The sequence below is a fragment of the Staphylococcus sp. EG-SA-17 genome (genome assembly GCF_017151845.1).
In the GTDB taxonomy this organism is placed as follows: Bacteria; Bacillota; Bacilli; order Staphylococcales; family Staphylococcaceae; genus Staphylococcus; species Staphylococcus aureus.
Window position 1 is genome coordinate 111,045 of the sequence record NZ_JACVZO010000006.1, and the last position, 16,301, is coordinate 127,345.

The window sequence follows — 16,301 nt, forward strand, 5'->3', positions numbered from 1 at the left end:
CTAAATTTTTAGACAATATTTGATTTATATTTGAGGTGTCACAAATGAAACTTTCTTTAAATTCTAATTCTAAATATTTAAGAGCCCCAAGTATTCGCCAATTTTCAAACCGCATGAAAGGTCTTGATGATTGTGTTAATTTAACAATTGGGCAACCTGACTTTCCTATGCCAGACGTAGTGAAACGTGCATATATCGATGCCATAAACAATAATCAAACTTCATACTCTCACAATAAAGGGTTATTAGAAACTCGCGAAGCAATTAGTCAATACTTCAAAAATCGTTATCATTTTTACTATGATCCTGAAGAAATTATTGTGACAAATGGAGCTAGTGAAGCAATAGACACAACGTTACGTTCTATCATAGAGCCTGGAGATGAAATTATAATACCGGGACCAATTTATGCAGGCTACATACCACTCATCGAAGTACTAGGTGGTAAACCAATTTATATTGATACAACAGCAACACAATTCAAAATTACACCTGATGCGTTAGAAAGTCATATTTCTCCAAAGACAAAAGCTGTCTTGTTAAATTATCCGACTAATCCAACTGGCGTAGTTTTAAAAAGAAATGAAGTTTTAAATATCGTAAATGTATTAAAAAAATATCCGATATTTATTATTAGCGATGAGATTTATGCTGAAAATACATTTAGTGGTAAACATGTATCTTTCGCTGAATTTGAAGACATTCGTGATCAATTAATATTAATTGGTGGTTTAAGTAAATCACACTCAGCAACTGGAATAAGAATTGGTTTTCTATTAGGACCTCAATATCTCATTGAAAAATTAACATTTATGCATGCGTATAATTGTATTTGTGCCAATGTTCCAGCTCAAATAGCATGTATAACAGCACTTAACGAAGGATTAGAAGCTCCTAAATATATGAACGAAGCTTATGTAGAACGAAGAAATTATTTAGTATCTGAATTAACTAAATTAGGTTTTGAGATTACCGCTCAACCTGAAGGCGCGTTTTATATTTTCCCAAGTATTAAACATATCACCGATGACGATTTCGAATTTTGTGTCGATTTACTTGAATCAACACATTTAGCAATCGTTCCAGGCTCATCCTTTACAGAATTCGGTAAAGGATTTGTAAGGATTTCCTATGCTTATGAAATGGATGTTTTAAAAGAAGGTATGAAGAGACTTGCTAAATATTTAAATACTAAATAAAAATAATATGTTGAACTGGACGTCGTGAACTAAATTCATAGTACGTTCAGTTTTTTATTTTCTATAAGTTTTAAATAATACTCTATAGAGACTGTAAATACTACCGAGTTACATTCCTCTCCTTTAAACACCTCACTCAAAATGATTCTATCAAAAGGTTTTAATATGCTAACTTATAATTGTTCTTCGAAACTTAAGCACTCAAATAATATATCACCATTCATATAAATCTACCTTTGGCTAAACAATTATTATTCAAAAGTTACTATTTATTATTATAATCAAATACTTTCCCTTAGTCCTCAATTGCTTACCTATTTATTCTTTTAGATAAATGCAAACAATTGACAACCTTATCAATTTAACACAATCGAATAAAGTATAATACAATTCAATTTTAATTCCCTTAATGTTTTTGTAAACTCTAATCTTTACAAAAACTTTTTAATTTATTTATATATTCTTATTGACTTAAAAAATTTTAGTGTTATATTTAACTTGTAAATAAATTTTTTGGAGGTTTTTAGATGAAAGGTAAATTTTTAAAAGTTAGTTCTTTATTCGTTGCAACTTTGACAACAGCGACACTTGTGAGTTCTCCAGCAGCAAATGCGTTATCTTCAAAAGCTATGGACAATCATCCACAACAAACGCAGACAGACAAACAGCAAACACCTAAGATTCAAAAAGGCGGTAACCTTAAACCATTAGAACAACGTGAACGCGCTAATGTTATATTACCAAATAACGATCGTCACCAAATCACAGATACAACGAATGGTCATTATGCACCTGTTACTTATATTCAAGTTGAAGCACCTACTGGTACATTTATTGCTTCCGGTGTAGTTGTAGGTAAAGATACACTTTTAACAAATAAACACGTCGTAGATGCTACGCACGGTGATCCTCATGCTTTAAAAGCATTCCCTTCTGCAATTAACCAAGACAATTATCCAAATGGTGGTTTCACTGCTGAACAAATCACTAAATATTCAGGCGAAGGTGATTTAGCAATCGTTAAATTCTCCCCTAATGAGCAAAACAAACATATAGGCGAAGTAGTTAAACCAGCAACAATGAGTAATAATGATGAAACACAAGTTAACCAAAATATTACTGTAACAGGATATCCTGGTGATAAACCTGTAGCAACAATGTGGGAAAGTAAAGGAAAAATCACTTACCTCAAAGGCGAAGCTATGCAATATGATTTAAGTACAACTGGTGGTAACTCAGGTTCACCTGTATTTAATGAAAAAAATGAAGTAATCGGAATTCATTGGGGCGGTGTACCAAATGAATTTAATGGTGCGGTATTTATTAATGAAAATGTACGCAACTTCTTAAAACAAAATATTGAAGATATCCATTTTGCCAACGATGACCAACCTAATAACCCAGATAATCCTGATAACCCTAACAACCCAGATGAACCAAATAACCCAGACAATCCTAATAATCCGGACAATCCTAATAATCCGGACAATCCTAATAATCCGGACAATCCTAATAACCCTGACAACCCTAATAACCCTGATAATCCAGACAATGGCGATAACAATAATTCAGACAATCCAGATGCAGCTTAATTAACAATTAAGTTCGTCTAGATAAAATATAAGCAAAGTCTTAGCAACGCAAAATATTTTGATTTAAATGGAGGGTATTATATGAATAGTTCATATAAATCTAGAGTATTCAATATTATAAGCATCATAATGGTTTCAATGCTTATTTTATCACTAGGCGCATTTGCTAATAACAATAAAGCCAAAGCCGATTCACACTCTAAACAGCTAGAAATTAATGTTAAGAGTGACAAAGTACCTCAAAAAGTAAAAGATCTAGCACAACAACAATTTGCTGGTTATGCTAAAGCATTAGATAAACAAAGTAATGCAAAAACTGGTAAATATGAACTTGGCGAAGCTTTTAAAATTTATAAATTTAATGGTGAAGAAGATAATAGTTACTATTATCCAGTTATAAAAGACGGTAAAATTGTTTATACTTTAACACTTAGCCCTAAAAATAAAGATGATTTAAACAAATCAAAAGAAGACATGAATTACAGTGTTAAAATTTCAAACTTCATCGCTAAAGATTTAGACCAAATTAAAGATAAAAATTCAAATATCACTGTTCTTACTGATGAAAAAGGGTTTTATTTTGAAGAAGATGGCAAAGTTAGATTAGTAAAAGCTACGCCACTACCTGGTAATGTAAAAGAAAAAGAAAGTGCTAAAACAGTTTCAGCAAAATTGAAACAAGAGTTAAAAAATACAGTAACACCTACTAAAGTTGAAGAAAACGAAGCGATACAAGAAGATCAAGTTCAATATGAAAATACATTAAAAAACTTCAAAATTAGAGAACAACAATTCGATAACTCATGGTGTGCAGGTTTCAGTATGGCAGCATTATTAAATGCAACTAAAAATACAGACACTTATAATGCACATGATATTATGCGTACATTATACCCAGAAGTAAGTGAACAAGACCTTCCTAATTGCTCAACATTCCCTAATCAAATGATTGAATACGGTAAATCACAAGGCAGAGATATTCATTATCAAGAAGGCGTACCATCATATGAACAAGTTGATCAACTTACAAAAGATAATGTAGGAATTATGATCCTTGCACAAAGTGTATCTCAAAACCCTAATGACCCACATTTAGGACATGCGCTAGCAGTTGTTGGTAATGCTAAAATTAATGACCAAGAAAAACTTATTTACTGGAATCCTTGGGATACAGAATTATCAATCCAAGATGCAGATTCAAGCCTATTACATTTATCATTCAATCGTGATTATAACTGGTATGGTTCAATGATAGGTTACTAAAAAGTAATATAGATATTGATTAAAGGCAGGTAAAACTATGTATCAACTACAATTTATAAATTTAGTTTACGACACAACCAAACTCACACATCTAGAACAAACCAATATCAATTTATTCATTGGTAATTGGAGTAATCATCAATTACAAAAATCAATTTGTATACGTCATGGCGATGATACAAGTCACAATCAATATCATATTCTTTTTATAGATACGGCACATCAACGCATTAAATTTTCATCTATTGATAATGAAGAAATCATTTATATTCTTGATTATGATGATACACAGCATATCCTCATGCAAACGTCATCCAAACAAGGTATTGGCACTTCGCGACCAATCGTTTATGAGCGCTTAGTATAACTAATTTAAATGATTTCACTTCATAAAGCGGGTTGGCGAGAATTCAATTTCTCACCAGCTCGTTTTTTCATTGTAATAATAATCTTTAACATTTATTCTTTCTCTATTAATTTACTCAAACTACCTTATCTTTATGATAATTAATTAAAATTCCCTTTTAAATTCTTATAAAATAAAAAAGCCACCTATCGTCGCTAATAAACGACGCAAGTGACTTAATATCATATTCAAAATAACTTATGGGAATTTAGGGAATTGATCGAAGTCAGGATCACGTTTTTCTTTAAACGCATCACGGCCTTCTTTCGCTTCATCAGTTGTGTAATAAAGCAATGTTGCATCCCCAGCCATTTGTTGTAAACCAGCTAAACCATCTGTGTCAGCATTCATAGCTGCTTTAAGGAATCGTAAAGCTGTTGGTGAGTGTTTCATAATCTCTTTACACCATTGCACAGTTTCATCTTCAACTTTCTCTAAAGGTACCACTGTATTTACTAGACCCATATCTAAAGCTTCTTGTGCATTGTATTGACGACATAAGTACCAAATTTCACGTGCTTTCTTATGTCCAACGATACGTGCTAAATATCCTGAACCATAACCCGCATCAAATGAACCTACTTTAGGACCAGTTTGTCCAAAAATAGCATTATCAGCAGCAATCGTTAAGTCACAAACAACATTTAGTACATTACCGCCACCTACAGCATAACCTTTTACCATCGCGATAACCGGTTTTGGAATAATACGAATTAAACGTTGTAAATCTAATACATTTAAGCGAGGGATTTGGTCTTCACCTACATAACCACCATGTCCACGTTTCTTCTGGTCACCACCAGAACAGAATGCTAAATCACCTTCACCAGTTAATACGATAACTGAAACGTTTTGATCATCACGTGCACGTGAAAATGCGTCAATCATTTCAGCAACTGTTTTAGGTGTAAACGCATTGCGTACTTCAGGGCGATTTATTGTTACCTTAGCAATCCCTTCGTAAAATTCATATTTGATTTCATCATATTCTCTAAGTGTTTCCCATTGTCTGTTAGTCATTTTGCTCCTCCTTTAAAAATCCTAATATCATTGTATCAAATTCATCACTATCTTCCACATGAATTGTATGACCTGTATCAGAAATTAATTTACATTTACTATTAGGAATTAAATTTGCCATTTTTTTCGCAATCTGTACAAATTTTTCATCACATTCTCCAGCTAATATTAATGTTGGTACTTTAATTTCTTTCAGGCGCGGCCATAAGTTTGGCATTTGACCTGTACCATAATCTCTTAATGCTTTGGCCATTTTATGTGGCGATTGAGACAATCGTTGTTGTCTTATTTGATGTTGTATTTCAACTGGTAATTCTAGTTGCGATTGAAATAATGGCAACTTTTCCCAATCATTAACAAATAATTCAATACCTGCTATGTCTAATACTTTAGCACGTGCATCATCAACAAGACGGCGTTCCAATTGATTTGCTTCTTCTTTAATACCTGGTGACGTACTTTCTAATATCAAATTAGATATAGGGATGTGACCATTAATTGCATAATATAACGCAACACGCCCACCCATTGAATATCCAAACAATGTTATTGATTTATCTTTATATTTATCTAAAATTCGGTCTAACAACGTCGTAATATAATCAAAATTCCACGTTTCATCCATTGAAGACTGATCTTCGCCATGTCCTGGTAAGTCTATAGTGATGACATGACAGATATCAGTATATTTATCGATGTGATTATGATAAGTACGACTGTCGCTAAGAAAACCATGCAGTAATACTAAAACTTGATTGGTCTCAACGTTTGCTTCATAGTAATTATAATGTGTCATGAATCATTTCACTCAATTTCTGATATAAAATTTGATGCTGTTTAAAGTTATCTTCGCGATTCGTTATCAATTCATAAATCGTCGAAGTTTCAGATAACAATGTGGCATTTTTAAATTCTGAAACACTGTTAAAACGTTTAAAATCGAATTGATATAACTTAGCTGTATACTCAAAATCCAATCCCGTCGGTGTGCCAAACAACCGTTCAAAATAGTCAGTTGCACTTTCTTTTTGTGGTAAATATGAAAAAATACCGCCACCATCGTTGTTCAATAATACAATATTCATCTGAATATTATTTAATTTTGACATTAATAGTCCATTCATATCATGATAAAATGATAAATCACCTATCAATAATGTTATTCGTTTATGCACAGCCATACCCAGTGCAGTTGAAACGATACCATCAATACCATTCGCACCACGATTCGCATAGACATCTATATTTTTATTCAATAACAAGTTATCTACATCTCTGATAGGCATACTATTACTAATAAATAATGCATCTTTTTCAGATGTTTTCTTAATCAATTCACCAACGAATGCACTCTCATCTGTAGCTTGTTCCAAATAACATTTAATTTCTTTACGCCCTTTTTTCTCTAAGCGTTGCCATTTTTCTAACCAACTTACTCGATTGATGGTCGTGTCTTCCATTAATGACCTAAAGAAATCATTCGCAGAAATCTCATATGAAATATCTGGGGCTATCGGAAAGACATCAATCTTATCATTGTTTTGCACTAATATTTGAAATGCATCAGTTTTCTTTAACCATTGATTCAACTTTTTAGAAATCACTGGTTTTCCAACACGAATTACGAAATCCACATTTAAGTCTAAGCCGCTTCTAAACAGCAAATCATATGTACAGATAACATTCGGATGATCAAATTTTCTTAAATGACTTAAAGGATCAGCTAAAATAGGCAAATCATATATCGTTGAATACGTCAGTATTTGATCAACTTCTTGGTGCTGCATATCCCCTACAATAATTAAACCTTTTTTCTTATTTAAAATGTGTCTTAATGCCGATGCATCTATACTTTTTTGATAGTGCGGTAAAATCTTCATCTCAGAAGTTAACAATTCTGTTGCATTCAAATCAGGTGTTAACGGATCTCTAAATGGCAAGTTAAAATGAATTGGCCCTTTATGTGGTCCATATAAATATTGACTAGCAATTTGCATTTGATAATAAATTGCATCAATGGTCTCTTTACTATCATCTGCAATAGGCATATCGAACTCATAACTTACATAATTATTAAACATATTTACTTGATTAATCGCTTGTGGTGCGCCTACACTTCTTAATTCATGCGGACGGTCACTTGTTAAAACGATTAAAGGAATTCTACTAATTTGGCTTTCAGCAATTGCAGGCGTATAATTCGCTGCTGCTGTACCTGACGTACATAATATAGCGACAGGTCTTTCACTGCCTTTAATTAATCCTACCGCAAAAAAAGCTGCACTTCGCTCATCGGGGTGTATCCATGTTTTAATATTTGGATGTGCTTCAAATGCAAGTGCAAGTGGCGTTGAGCGTGATCCCGGACTGATAACTACTTCCCTTACGCCGTACGCATATAACTCAGATGCAAATGTAAAAACTTGCTTCGTTAAAGCTGCTTTATGATTTCCCATTCATATCGACTCCTAATGCATTCATCATAGGTGTGAACTTAAGGTTCGTTTCTGCCAATTCACTATCTGGATCAGAATCTTTAACAATGCCACACCCTGCAAATAATGTTGCTTGTGCTTTCTTAATCAGCATTGACCGAATTGCAACAATAAATTCACAATCATCGTATATATCTATATAGCCAACCGGTGCACCATATAATCCTCGCGTACCAAATTCTTTCTGCTCAATAAAATCCATTGCAAATTCTTTTGGATAGCCACCTAAAGCAGGTGTTGGATGTAAATGATCAATTAAACTAATATACGAATCATCCTTCAGTGGCGCCTTTATTTCAGTGTATAAGTGATATAAATGATCATTTTTTAGAATTTTAGGCGTCTTATCATAATGTAATTCAGTGATATAAGGTTTAATATCATGTAAAATACTGTCAACAACAAATCGATGTTCAATTAAGTTTTTATTATCTTTTAAAAATGCGTCAACATTTTTTGTATCTTCGTCCTCATCTTGTGAACGTTTAATTGTACCTGCTACAGCTTTAGTCGATAGTATTTTATTATTGACCTTTATTAATTGTTCAGGTGTTTGTGAAAAGAATATAGAATCTTGTGATTCTAACAAGAATATATAACTGTTTTTTTCTTTAGAATATGCTTGCTTTAGAATATATGGAATACTGATATCTTTATCGAACTTTATTAACCGTCTACGTGCTAGTACAATTTTTTCTTCATTATTAATAGATTCTATAGCTTCTACTACAAGTTGACGCCAATCATCTTTATAAATATCTTCATTTCTAGTAATTTCCCCAATTTGCTCGTCCACATCTATGTCCGATATATTGTTGAACAAATCCATTAAATCGTTCAATGCCTCAACAGTAAAACTTTCCCTTTTAACTGTATAAGTTAAAAATGTCCCATTATTATCAGTTGAAATTAAAACTTCAGGTAATACAAAATGATTTAGTCCAAACTCTCGCCATTCATCATCTGATTTATGACTTGAAAATTGAAACCCTCCAACAACTCGAAGATGATGTTTCTCAGATTGCGGATGTATAAATGTGATGTTATGTTTTAATTTTTCCCAGTCTTTAAAAATAGATTGTTTATTTTTAGAATTATTTTTGAATAATTGAATTGCTTTGTAGCCAAAATATGACGTTCGATTATCATTCAAACGCATATAAAAGCGATCTCCTGCCTCATTGTCAGTGAGATGAAATAATGTGCTCGGGTCTAGTGACTGTGATAATTTCACTTCAACTGAAACCCATTCCTTTGAGCTGTCATATATCTCTTTGACAATATCGTCCTCTAATACGCCCGTAGCCATCCATTTCACTTCTTTCTTCGTCTTTTTTCACTCATTATTATATTGTATCATTTTTGGATAATTGTGTTACAAGAATTGCTTAAACTTATCTTGCAATTTTTCACGTCAATTGACCTTTATGCTACTTTCTATTAAAATATCTTTGTTATAAAAAATATGATTTAAAGAGGTTTTGTATTCAATGAGTAATCAATATCAGCAATATTCTACAGTTAAGAAATATTGGCATTTAATGCGTCCTCATACATTAACTGCTTCCGTAGTACCCGTTTTAGTTGGTACAGCAGCATCTAAAATATATTTTCTTGGTAGCGAAGATCATATTAAAATCAGCCTATTCATTGCCATGTTACTAGCATGCTTACTTATTCAAGCAGCAACTAATATGTTTAACGAATACTATGATTATAAAAAAGGCCTTGATGATCATGAATCTGTAGGCATTGGTGGTGCAATTGTACGCAACGGTATGAGCCCAGAGCTTGTGCTACGATTAGCCATTGCATTTTACATCTTAGCAGCAATATTAGGTTTGTTTTTAGCTGCTAACTCTTCATTTTGGTTATTACCAGTTGGATTAGTATGTATGGCTGTTGGTTACCTATATACAGGTGGCCCTTTCCCTATTTCATGGACGCCTTTCGGTGAATTATTCTCAGGCGTATTTATGGGTATGTTTATTATCGTTATTGCATTCTTTATTCAAACTGGCAATATTCAAAGCTATGTAATTTGGTTAAGTGTACCTATAGTAATCACTATCGGTTTAATTAATATGGCTAACAATATTCGCGACCGTGTCAAAGATAAAGCAAGTGGTCGTAAAACTTTACCCATTCTATTAGGTAAAAATGCTTCTTTAACATTTATGGCAATCATGTACTTTATCGCTTATGCCTTTATTGTACTTACGATCATTATTAAACCTGGTGGCTCATTATTTTACTTACTTGCGTTGTTATCATTCCCAATGCCTGTTAAAGTTATCAGACGTTTCAAGAAGAATGATACACCGCCTACAATGATGCCAGCAATGGCTGCTGCTGGTAAAACAAATACATTTTTCGGTTTATTATATGCATTAGGTATTTATATTAGCGCATTATTTGCAGGCATTTAATATAAAATGATACTACTCGGCAATCGACTTACTTCGAACTGTCGAGTTTTTTTATTTAACAATTAAATGATGATACATGTGCTTGTATAATTCAATCTGTCCATCAGATATAAAACCTACTTTTTGATATAACTTTAATGCTGCTTCATTATTAATATCGCAATTCAAACTCCATTTAACATGTGTATTTGATTCAAGTAATGACGTTAATAACTTTGTCGCAATGCCTCTACCTCTATATGCTGCAAATGTCGCAATTGTTTCTATATAATACTCATCGTCTTTAGCTTCTTTTACAGGTAATGGCGTGCCATATTGTTTTATTTCTTCTGGTAAGTCAAGTAGTGCCCATGCTTTTTCATATTTCAATTCATTTTCACCGCTATAGCTAATAATACAACCTGCTACTTTATTTTCTACTTCATAAACTAAAATATGCTGATAAAAAGTTCGATATGTTGCATCAACACAGCTTTTTTCAATTGCATCTAATACCATGTCTTTAGGTAGATGCTTTACCAATTCTAATTCCATATCATCCCAAACCATATAAACTAACTTCGCAATATCAAATCGGTCCTCTGGACGTGCTTGACGTATCACTATGTCATCATTCCCTTTTACGTTATTAACATTTATTATATAGAAATTCTAGCTTATTTTAAAAAGATATACTTATAATTTTAGAAAGTTTGAAAATTCTAAAGTTAGAAATATTGGTTTTCACAACGAATTTAAGTAGAATTATAGTTAAGGAGGATTTACAAATGAAAGTCAATAAAGCCATTTATGTTATTGTTGCATTATTTCTTGGAGGTTTAGGTATTCATAAATTTTATGCTGATAAATTTGGACAAGGTCTTTTTCACTTATTATTTTTCTGGACAGGTATCCCTACCATCATCTCAATAATACATGCCATTTTTGTCATTTTTACTAAAAAAGCAGACAGAGACGGTTATATTATATTCCCTAAAAATTAAATTGTGACAATGACGTTTAAAAAGCATATATGAATGGGTATATAGTTCATAAGATAAAGAGAAATGAGGTATGTAACGATGCGTCAATTCATTAAAAGAATTGTTAAAACAATCCTTGTCGGTTATGTATTAAAATTTATTCGAAATAAACTTTCAGGTAAATCATCACATTCAACAAATAACAAACATAATTAAAAATACAGCGCCACTCTTATATGATTTCCGAGTGGCGCTGTATTTTTATTTTGCTTTTTCTGCAATTTTCTCTAAATCTTCTGCCATACTTTCACTTGCGATAATACCTCTTGATTGCAACCACTTATTTCGGTCAACGTCATAAACTTTATTATCTTTCACAGCTTTTAATGATTTCCAAACTGCAGGATCAATGAATTTCGTTCTATTTTTATCTGTTTTTCCATTCGTAGCTAAAATCATAACTTTTGGATTGATATTGGCAAGCTCTTCATTATTTAAATATATATAAGGGCCACCCTTGCGTTCACCAACATGCGCAGTTTTGTCTTTTGTGACTTCAGGTTGAATACCCATTTTAATTAAGAATTGTCCCATAAATGTATCTTCATTATTAATAAACATACCTGCTCTTGAGATACCGAATGCAAATGCAGATTTTAACGTACTCTGTTCAATTTTCTTTCTAATCTCCGCTTATTTTATCATGCTTTTCCAGACGCTTCTCGCCTTCTTTCTCTTTGCCTACTGCTTTAGCGACTGTTTTAAATGCTTCAATATTTGCATTATAATCTCCCGTACCGCTAACTAACATGATTGTCGGCGCAATTTTGCTCAATTCTGATTTGATTTTCTTATGTCTGCTAACATCTGCAATGATCAAATCCGGTTTTAATTTACTTATTACTTCCATATTCGGTTGCGGTCTAGATCCAACCGATTCATATGCTCCAATCTTATCTCTTACTGACTTTGTTATATTTTTAGTGCTGCCATCATCTGCAATACCAACAGGTTTCATATCTAATGCTGCTAAATAATCAGCAAAACTATATTCTAATACAATAACACGTTTAGGATTTTTCTTAATTTTTTCAGTTCCTAATTCATCTTTTATTGTCGTCATTTCAGTTTTCTCTTCAGTATCTTTTTGTCCACAACCCGCTACTGCTACAACTAAGATTAGCATAAACACAACTAATTTAACGATATTCCTATTCACACATTTACCTCCAAACAACTTTAATAGAAAACCACATTATTATTTTATCATTTAATTTGTTTATGATATATTTAGGATGTTATTATTTTTTTCTTATCATAGTTGATTATCAAATCTTCTTATTATAAACAGCAAATGGCCTCTAATTTGAAGATGACGCACTGGTTAATAACACGCATTTATCTCAAACCATCATTCTAATTGTCCATACTACTCTTGCAATTTCATAATAGTGTTTACGATTCATAAATAGCGATGCAATAGTTAATTCATTTCCCTATAATCTTTGCACTATGCTGTACTAATCTTTATTTATAAATACAAAAAGTAACTGATGACTTAAACATCTTTCTACAACAATTGTTCAATACAATAGAACATTTAATAAATATTTAATAATTATTTTTATAAATAATCTTTACTTTCCACTTCTTTACAAATATAATTTGGACTATGTTTTAAGAAAAAAATGTATGTTGGAGGTGACATGATGAAATTAGGTATGCTTTTAATTAGATGGATGTTAGCAACATCATTCTTAGTGCATGGTACTTTGAAATTTGTTGATTTAGATGGAACAATTCACTTCTTAGGCTCTTTAGGTTTACCACCTACCATCGCAGTATTGATGTCCATTGGTGAAGTTGTTGGAGGTTTAGCACTTATTATCGGCTTTTTAACGCCTTATGTTAATGTTTTTTATATTTGTGTTATGTTAGGCTCAATCTTCACACTTAAACTTACAAGAGGATATGTAAGTGGTTATGAATTTGAAATCATACATATCGTAATGAACTTAGCTTGTATTAGTAGTTACAGCTGGAAGAAATGGCTACAATTTTATTAACTATTATTTGAGAGGACTATCCTCTCTTTTTTTGTATATATAATGCGTAAAAATCCTAGGTACTCATGAATACCTAGGATTTTTTCATTTAGCTATTGAAAAGATTTAACCATTTTTCTAATATTGATTCCGTTGAATATTTTTCTATAATGTTTTCTCTCGCTTTCGAACCAAACTCCTCTGCTAAAACATCATTATTAACAAGCTTTAATATTTTATCAGCCATGTCGTTTATATTATGGTTTTCTATTAAATAACCATTTTTATTATCTTCTATAAAATCACCTTTTAATCAAGCCAATTCAATTTAATTTCAAATTCTTCTACCGCACAATTTAATTTTATTGTATGATGTATTTAAAATGATTGTTTTGCGCATATCATTTTAAAATGAAAATTGGAGGTGTAATTTTGACTAGAACTTATAATATTATTGGTATCCTTTCTTGTCTTATATCTTTTATTATTATGGCGTTACCAATGATTTGGTACACAGCTTCAGCATTATGGTTCTTCCCAGGTGCAATCATGATATTGTTGTTATCTTTAGTCATTGTTTTTTGCTATATTAAAACGAAAAATCAATTACATTTATTACTACTCGTATTAAATATTATTATATTGCTTTTTTTCAGTTTGCCGTTGTTACTTTCATAACTTAGTAACACATTATAAAAGCCAATCAAACGGAGTGTTGAAGTCAACATTTCCCATTGATTGGCTTTTAATTTTATCTTTTGGATATCACATAGATGCTACTTTTCTATACTGTTCTAAATCTATTATTTCGTCACATTGATTTGCAATAGCCATATCATGTGTTGCTAAAATCAGCACTTTATTTTCATCGACCAAATCAAATAATGATTGAATAATCATCTGTCCTGTTTTAGGATCTAACGCACCCGTTGGTTCATCAGCTAACATAACAATCGGATCTTTTAACATCATTCTAATTAAAGCGACACGTTGTTGTTCACCTCCACTTAGCGTATGAACTTTTCTTTTTAAACTGTTTGACAGACCAAACTGTTCTATATAACGTATCTTTAATTGTTCTTTTTCTTTCTTACTTATTTTTTTATATGCTAATCCAATATCTAAATTTTCATTTACTGTCAAATTATCGATTAATCCATAATTTTGAAATAAATATCCTAATTTATCTCTGTAAAAATTAGATTTAAATTGTTCTAATTGACCATTAAAATAGACATATTGTTTCCCTGTTTTTTCAAGTCCAGCAATAGTATTTAATAATGTAGATTTTCCGCATCCACTTTTACCAATAAGTGCATATGATTTTCCACATTGAAATTTCAAATTAAGTTTCTTCAAAATATGTGTATTACCTTTTTGTATGGTTAAATCTTTTAATTCTATCATTCTTGTCTTACCTCTTTTGGTGTATCCTCTTTTTCAACATATGTGATCGATATGACATATTGCCCTTTATGCTTTATTTCGACATACGTTCTACTAGGTGAAAATCCATTAAATGTTAATTTATAATCAAGCTTTTCCCCTCTTTCACTATAAGCCGTAATATTAACATATTGTTGCGTACCTTTTGGCACTTTGGCATAACTATACTCCGTTTTTAAGAAAGGATTAAAACGATCAAGTATAGGATGATGTATGATTGTAAAAGCAATAGTAATGGATAATATTAATCCTAATAATATTGCAATGATAAATTTCATAGTTAAAACTCCTTGATAACTCCATTAAAACGTCGGCCATGATAGTATAGGCTGCAAATCTGCAATAATATTTGAACGACAATAATCGTTACAAATATCATCATTATATACTGAGAATGTAAAATTACATTCGTCAATATTCCAATAAAAACAACAACTATATTATTTATTAATAAGTATTGGTAATTGGCTCTTAATGTTGAATAACCATATAGCTTTTTGATTACGAGTAATTTTCGATGTTGTTCAAAATAATATTTCACATCAAATAAAATAATAATTATTAAAATGATTGCGATAATGATTTGTGAAAAGTTGAGTACTGTTAATTTCAAATTGTTTTCATGATACATTTCCATCACGCTATCTTTATAATTGGTTATTCCACTAATTTCCCCATCAAGATGATACTTTTCAATATTTTTTACTAGCGCGTCATAATTTTTGAATAAATACCCGCCTTGACTGATCATGGCATAATAAAAATCATTCGATAAATCTGATGCCTGAACATTCACAATGATTGGCGCCTCTATAAATGACAAATGGCGACTATCTCGTGCATCAAATGTAAAAATTCGATAATCATTTTTGTTGATAAACTGTATAGATAACTTACTCTCTTTATTATTTTTATTATGTACAAATTCAAACCATGAATGATATGCTTGATTGATTTCATTACGCATTGCATGAAACTTTTGTGGAATAATTACTTCGACATTATTTTTTTGATTTTTTATTGGAATATCAGGTTGAAACTGCTTGTGATAAATCGACCAAAACTGATTATTTACTAATATTACATTCCCCTCATCAGGTGAAAAGTTGTCATTGTCAACGGAGTCACCCTTTGGTTTGAATAAAATCGCATTATTTTCTGCTTCACTAGCCTTTACTAATTGTTCTGATCGCACCATATTATCAATCAAACTTTGTTTTGTTTCGTGATAAGGTGCAAATTCAATCGTGTAATAATCATCTAATACATTCCAATATTTCTCAGTTTCTTTTATTTTATTCAAATCTTTAATAACACTTGTCAATAGCGGTTTAAAAATGCTGTTTTATGGCGGTTTGAAAATGTCGTTTTTTAGCGGTTTAAGATTGTCGTATATTTAATGATTTTTCGGTTTTATAATCTTTTAATCGATATGATTCTCCAG

General features: G+C 31.5%; 18 protein-coding genes and 2 pseudogenes. 9 read left to right on the forward strand and 11 right to left on the reverse strand.

What is annotated here, in order from left to right; translation table 11 throughout:
- Positions 1-44 precede the first annotated feature (44 nt).
- The 4 genes from IDG65_RS04755 to sspC all read left to right on the forward strand — a co-directional run bounded on the left by IDG65_RS04755 (position 45) and on the right by sspC (position 4,421).
- The gene (locus tag IDG65_RS04755) at positions 45-1,199 is read left to right on the forward strand and encodes an aminotransferase class I/II-fold pyridoxal phosphate-dependent enzyme (RefSeq protein WP_000777571.1); all 1,155 of its coding nucleotides are present in this window, start codon (positions 45-47) and stop codon (positions 1,197-1,199) included.
- A gap of 527 nt (positions 1,200-1,726) precedes the next feature.
- A complete protein-coding gene (sspA, locus tag IDG65_RS04760) occupies positions 1,727-2,791 on the forward strand; it encodes a Glu-specific serine endopeptidase SspA (RefSeq protein ID WP_000676573.1) in 1,065 nt (354 codons plus the stop codon).
- Between the two features lie 81 nt (positions 2,792-2,872).
- Positions 2,873-4,054: a cysteine protease staphopain B gene (gene sspB / locus IDG65_RS04765; protein ID WP_001089094.1), complete on the forward strand. Its 1,182-nt coding sequence runs from the start codon at positions 2,873-2,875 to the stop codon at positions 4,052-4,054.
- Positions 4,055-4,091: 37 nt separating this feature from the next.
- Complete coding sequence (sspC, locus tag IDG65_RS04770; protein WP_000284457.1) at positions 4,092-4,421, forward strand: staphostatin B; 330 nt, start codon at positions 4,092-4,094, stop codon at positions 4,419-4,421.
- A gap of 237 nt (positions 4,422-4,658) precedes the next feature.
- Here the strand turns inward: sspC and menB are convergent, their stop codons facing one another.
- Genes menB through IDG65_RS14785 form a run of 5 tightly spaced genes read right to left on the reverse strand, consistent with a single transcriptional unit; the run spans position 4,659 to position 9,315 of the window.
- Entirely contained in the window at positions 4,659-5,480 is an 822-nt protein-coding gene (menB, locus tag IDG65_RS04775; RefSeq protein WP_000184947.1) for a 1,4-dihydroxy-2-naphthoyl-CoA synthase, read from the reverse strand.
- Complete coding sequence (gene menH / locus IDG65_RS04780) at positions 5,473-6,276, reverse strand: 2-succinyl-6-hydroxy-2,4-cyclohexadiene-1-carboxylate synthase (RefSeq protein ID WP_000150210.1); 804 nt, start codon at positions 6,274-6,276, stop codon at positions 5,473-5,475. Before menH ends, menB begins: the two co-directional genes overlap by 8 nt.
- Entirely contained in the window at positions 6,263-7,936 is a 1,674-nt protein-coding gene (gene menD / locus IDG65_RS04785) for a 2-succinyl-5-enolpyruvyl-6-hydroxy-3-cyclohexene-1-carboxylic-acid synthase (RefSeq protein WP_000526685.1), read from the reverse strand. The genes menH and menD overlap by 14 nt, the downstream gene beginning before the upstream one ends.
- On the reverse strand, positions 7,923-9,257 hold the full coding sequence (locus IDG65_RS04790; protein ID WP_223840689.1) for an isochorismate synthase: 1,335 nt from the start codon (positions 9,255-9,257) through the stop codon (positions 7,923-7,925). The genes menD and IDG65_RS04790 overlap by 14 nt, the downstream gene beginning before the upstream one ends.
- Positions 9,238-9,315, reverse strand: a complete 78-nt coding sequence (locus IDG65_RS14785; RefSeq protein WP_072357920.1) for a hypothetical protein — start codon at positions 9,313-9,315, stop codon at positions 9,238-9,240. Before IDG65_RS14785 ends, IDG65_RS04790 begins: the two co-directional genes overlap by 20 nt.
- A 150-nt stretch (positions 9,316-9,465) precedes the next feature.
- Between IDG65_RS14785 and IDG65_RS04795 the strand changes: the two genes are divergently transcribed.
- The gene (locus IDG65_RS04795) at positions 9,466-10,404 is read left to right on the forward strand and encodes a 1,4-dihydroxy-2-naphthoate polyprenyltransferase (protein ID WP_000070966.1); all 939 of its coding nucleotides are present in this window, start codon (positions 9,466-9,468) and stop codon (positions 10,402-10,404) included.
- Between the two features lie 51 nt (positions 10,405-10,455).
- On the opposite strand, the gene IDG65_RS04800 is transcribed toward IDG65_RS04795, so the two are convergent.
- Positions 10,456-11,007, reverse strand: coding sequence for a GNAT family N-acetyltransferase (locus IDG65_RS04800; protein WP_000620948.1), 552 nt, complete (start codon positions 11,005-11,007; stop codon positions 10,456-10,458).
- Positions 11,008-11,171: 164 nt separating this feature from the next.
- On the opposite strand from IDG65_RS04800, the gene IDG65_RS04805 reads away from it, so the two are divergent.
- Positions 11,172-11,387, forward strand: a complete 216-nt coding sequence (locus tag IDG65_RS04805) for a TM2 domain-containing protein (protein WP_000867358.1) — start codon at positions 11,172-11,174, stop codon at positions 11,385-11,387.
- Positions 11,388-11,450: 63 nt separating this feature from the next.
- Positions 11,451-11,582: an SAR1012 family small protein gene (locus IDG65_RS04810; RefSeq protein WP_075583699.1), complete on the forward strand. Its 132-nt coding sequence runs from the start codon at positions 11,451-11,453 to the stop codon at positions 11,580-11,582.
- A gap of 45 nt (positions 11,583-11,627) precedes the next feature.
- Here the strand turns inward: IDG65_RS04810 and IDG65_RS04815 are convergent.
- Positions 11,628-12,585: pseudogene (locus IDG65_RS04815) on the reverse strand (ABC transporter substrate-binding protein).
- 490 nt (positions 12,586-13,075) lie between these two features.
- Between IDG65_RS04815 and IDG65_RS04820 the strand changes: the two are divergent.
- On the forward strand, positions 13,076-13,432 hold the full coding sequence (locus IDG65_RS04820; protein WP_000766009.1) for a DoxX family protein: 357 nt from the start codon (positions 13,076-13,078) through the stop codon (positions 13,430-13,432).
- Between the two features lie 88 nt (positions 13,433-13,520).
- On the opposite strand, the gene IDG65_RS15045 is transcribed toward IDG65_RS04820, so the two are convergent.
- Positions 13,521-13,709 carry a poly(glycerol-phosphate) alpha-glucosyltransferase gene (locus tag IDG65_RS15045; protein ID WP_041202517.1) on the reverse strand — a complete coding sequence of 63 codons (189 nt, stop codon included), beginning with the start codon at positions 13,707-13,709 and terminating at the stop codon, positions 13,521-13,523.
- Positions 13,710-13,798: 89 nt separating this feature from the next.
- On the opposite strand from IDG65_RS15045, the gene IDG65_RS04830 reads away from it, so the two are divergent.
- Complete coding sequence (locus IDG65_RS04830) at positions 13,799-14,089, forward strand: hypothetical protein (protein WP_014667689.1); 291 nt, start codon at positions 13,799-13,801, stop codon at positions 14,087-14,089.
- Positions 14,090-14,176: 87 nt separating this feature from the next.
- On the opposite strand, the gene IDG65_RS04835 is transcribed toward IDG65_RS04830, so the two are convergent.
- From IDG65_RS04835 to IDG65_RS04845, 3 genes and pseudogenes are all read right to left on the reverse strand, one after another.
- A complete protein-coding gene (locus IDG65_RS04835; protein WP_000571184.1) occupies positions 14,177-14,818 on the reverse strand; it encodes an ABC transporter ATP-binding protein in 642 nt (213 codons plus the stop codon).
- Positions 14,815-15,135, reverse strand: a complete 321-nt coding sequence (locus IDG65_RS04840) for a YxeA family protein (RefSeq protein ID WP_000668623.1) — start codon at positions 15,133-15,135, stop codon at positions 14,815-14,817. Before IDG65_RS04840 ends, IDG65_RS04835 begins: the two co-directional genes overlap by 4 nt.
- Positions 15,136-15,137: 2 nt before the next feature.
- Positions 15,138-16,178, reverse strand: a pseudogene (locus tag IDG65_RS04845) (DUF1430 domain-containing protein); the annotation flags it as partial.
- Positions 16,179-16,301 lie beyond the last annotated feature (123 nt).

Bases quoted from the DNA above. Each gene is read 5' to 3' on its own strand.
- IDG65_RS04755 (WP_000777571.1), top strand. From the start codon at position 45: ATGAAACTTTCTTTAAATTCTAATTCTAAATATTTAAGAGCCCCAAGT.
- sspA (WP_000676573.1), top strand. From the start codon at position 1,727: ATGAAAGGTAAATTTTTAAAAGTTAGTTCTTTATTCGTTGCAACTTTG.
- sspB (WP_001089094.1), top strand. From the start codon at position 2,873: ATGAATAGTTCATATAAATCTAGAGTATTCAATATTATAAGCATCATA.
- sspC (WP_000284457.1), top strand. From the start codon at position 4,092: ATGTATCAACTACAATTTATAAATTTAGTTTACGACACAACCAAACTC.
- menB (WP_000184947.1), bottom strand. From the start codon at position 5,480: ATGACTAACAGACAATGGGAAACACTTAGAGAATATGATGAAATCAAA.
- menH (WP_000150210.1), bottom strand. From the start codon at position 6,276: ATGACACATTATAATTACTATGAAGCAAACGTTGAGACCAATCAAGTT.
- menD (WP_000526685.1), bottom strand. From the start codon at position 7,936: ATGGGAAATCATAAAGCAGCTTTAACGAAGCAAGTTTTTACATTTGCA.
- IDG65_RS04795 (WP_000070966.1), top strand. From the start codon at position 9,466: ATGAGTAATCAATATCAGCAATATTCTACAGTTAAGAAATATTGGCAT.
- IDG65_RS04805 (WP_000867358.1), top strand. From the start codon at position 11,172: ATGAAAGTCAATAAAGCCATTTATGTTATTGTTGCATTATTTCTTGGA.
- IDG65_RS04810 (WP_075583699.1), top strand. From the start codon at position 11,451: ATGAGGTATGTAACGATGCGTCAATTCATTAAAAGAATTGTTAAAACA.
- IDG65_RS04820 (WP_000766009.1), top strand. From the start codon at position 13,076: ATGAAATTAGGTATGCTTTTAATTAGATGGATGTTAGCAACATCATTC.
- IDG65_RS04835 (WP_000571184.1), bottom strand. From the start codon at position 14,818: ATGATAGAATTAAAAGATTTAACCATACAAAAAGGTAATACACATATT.
- IDG65_RS04840 (WP_000668623.1), bottom strand. From the start codon at position 15,135: ATGAAATTTATCATTGCAATATTATTAGGATTAATATTATCCATTACT.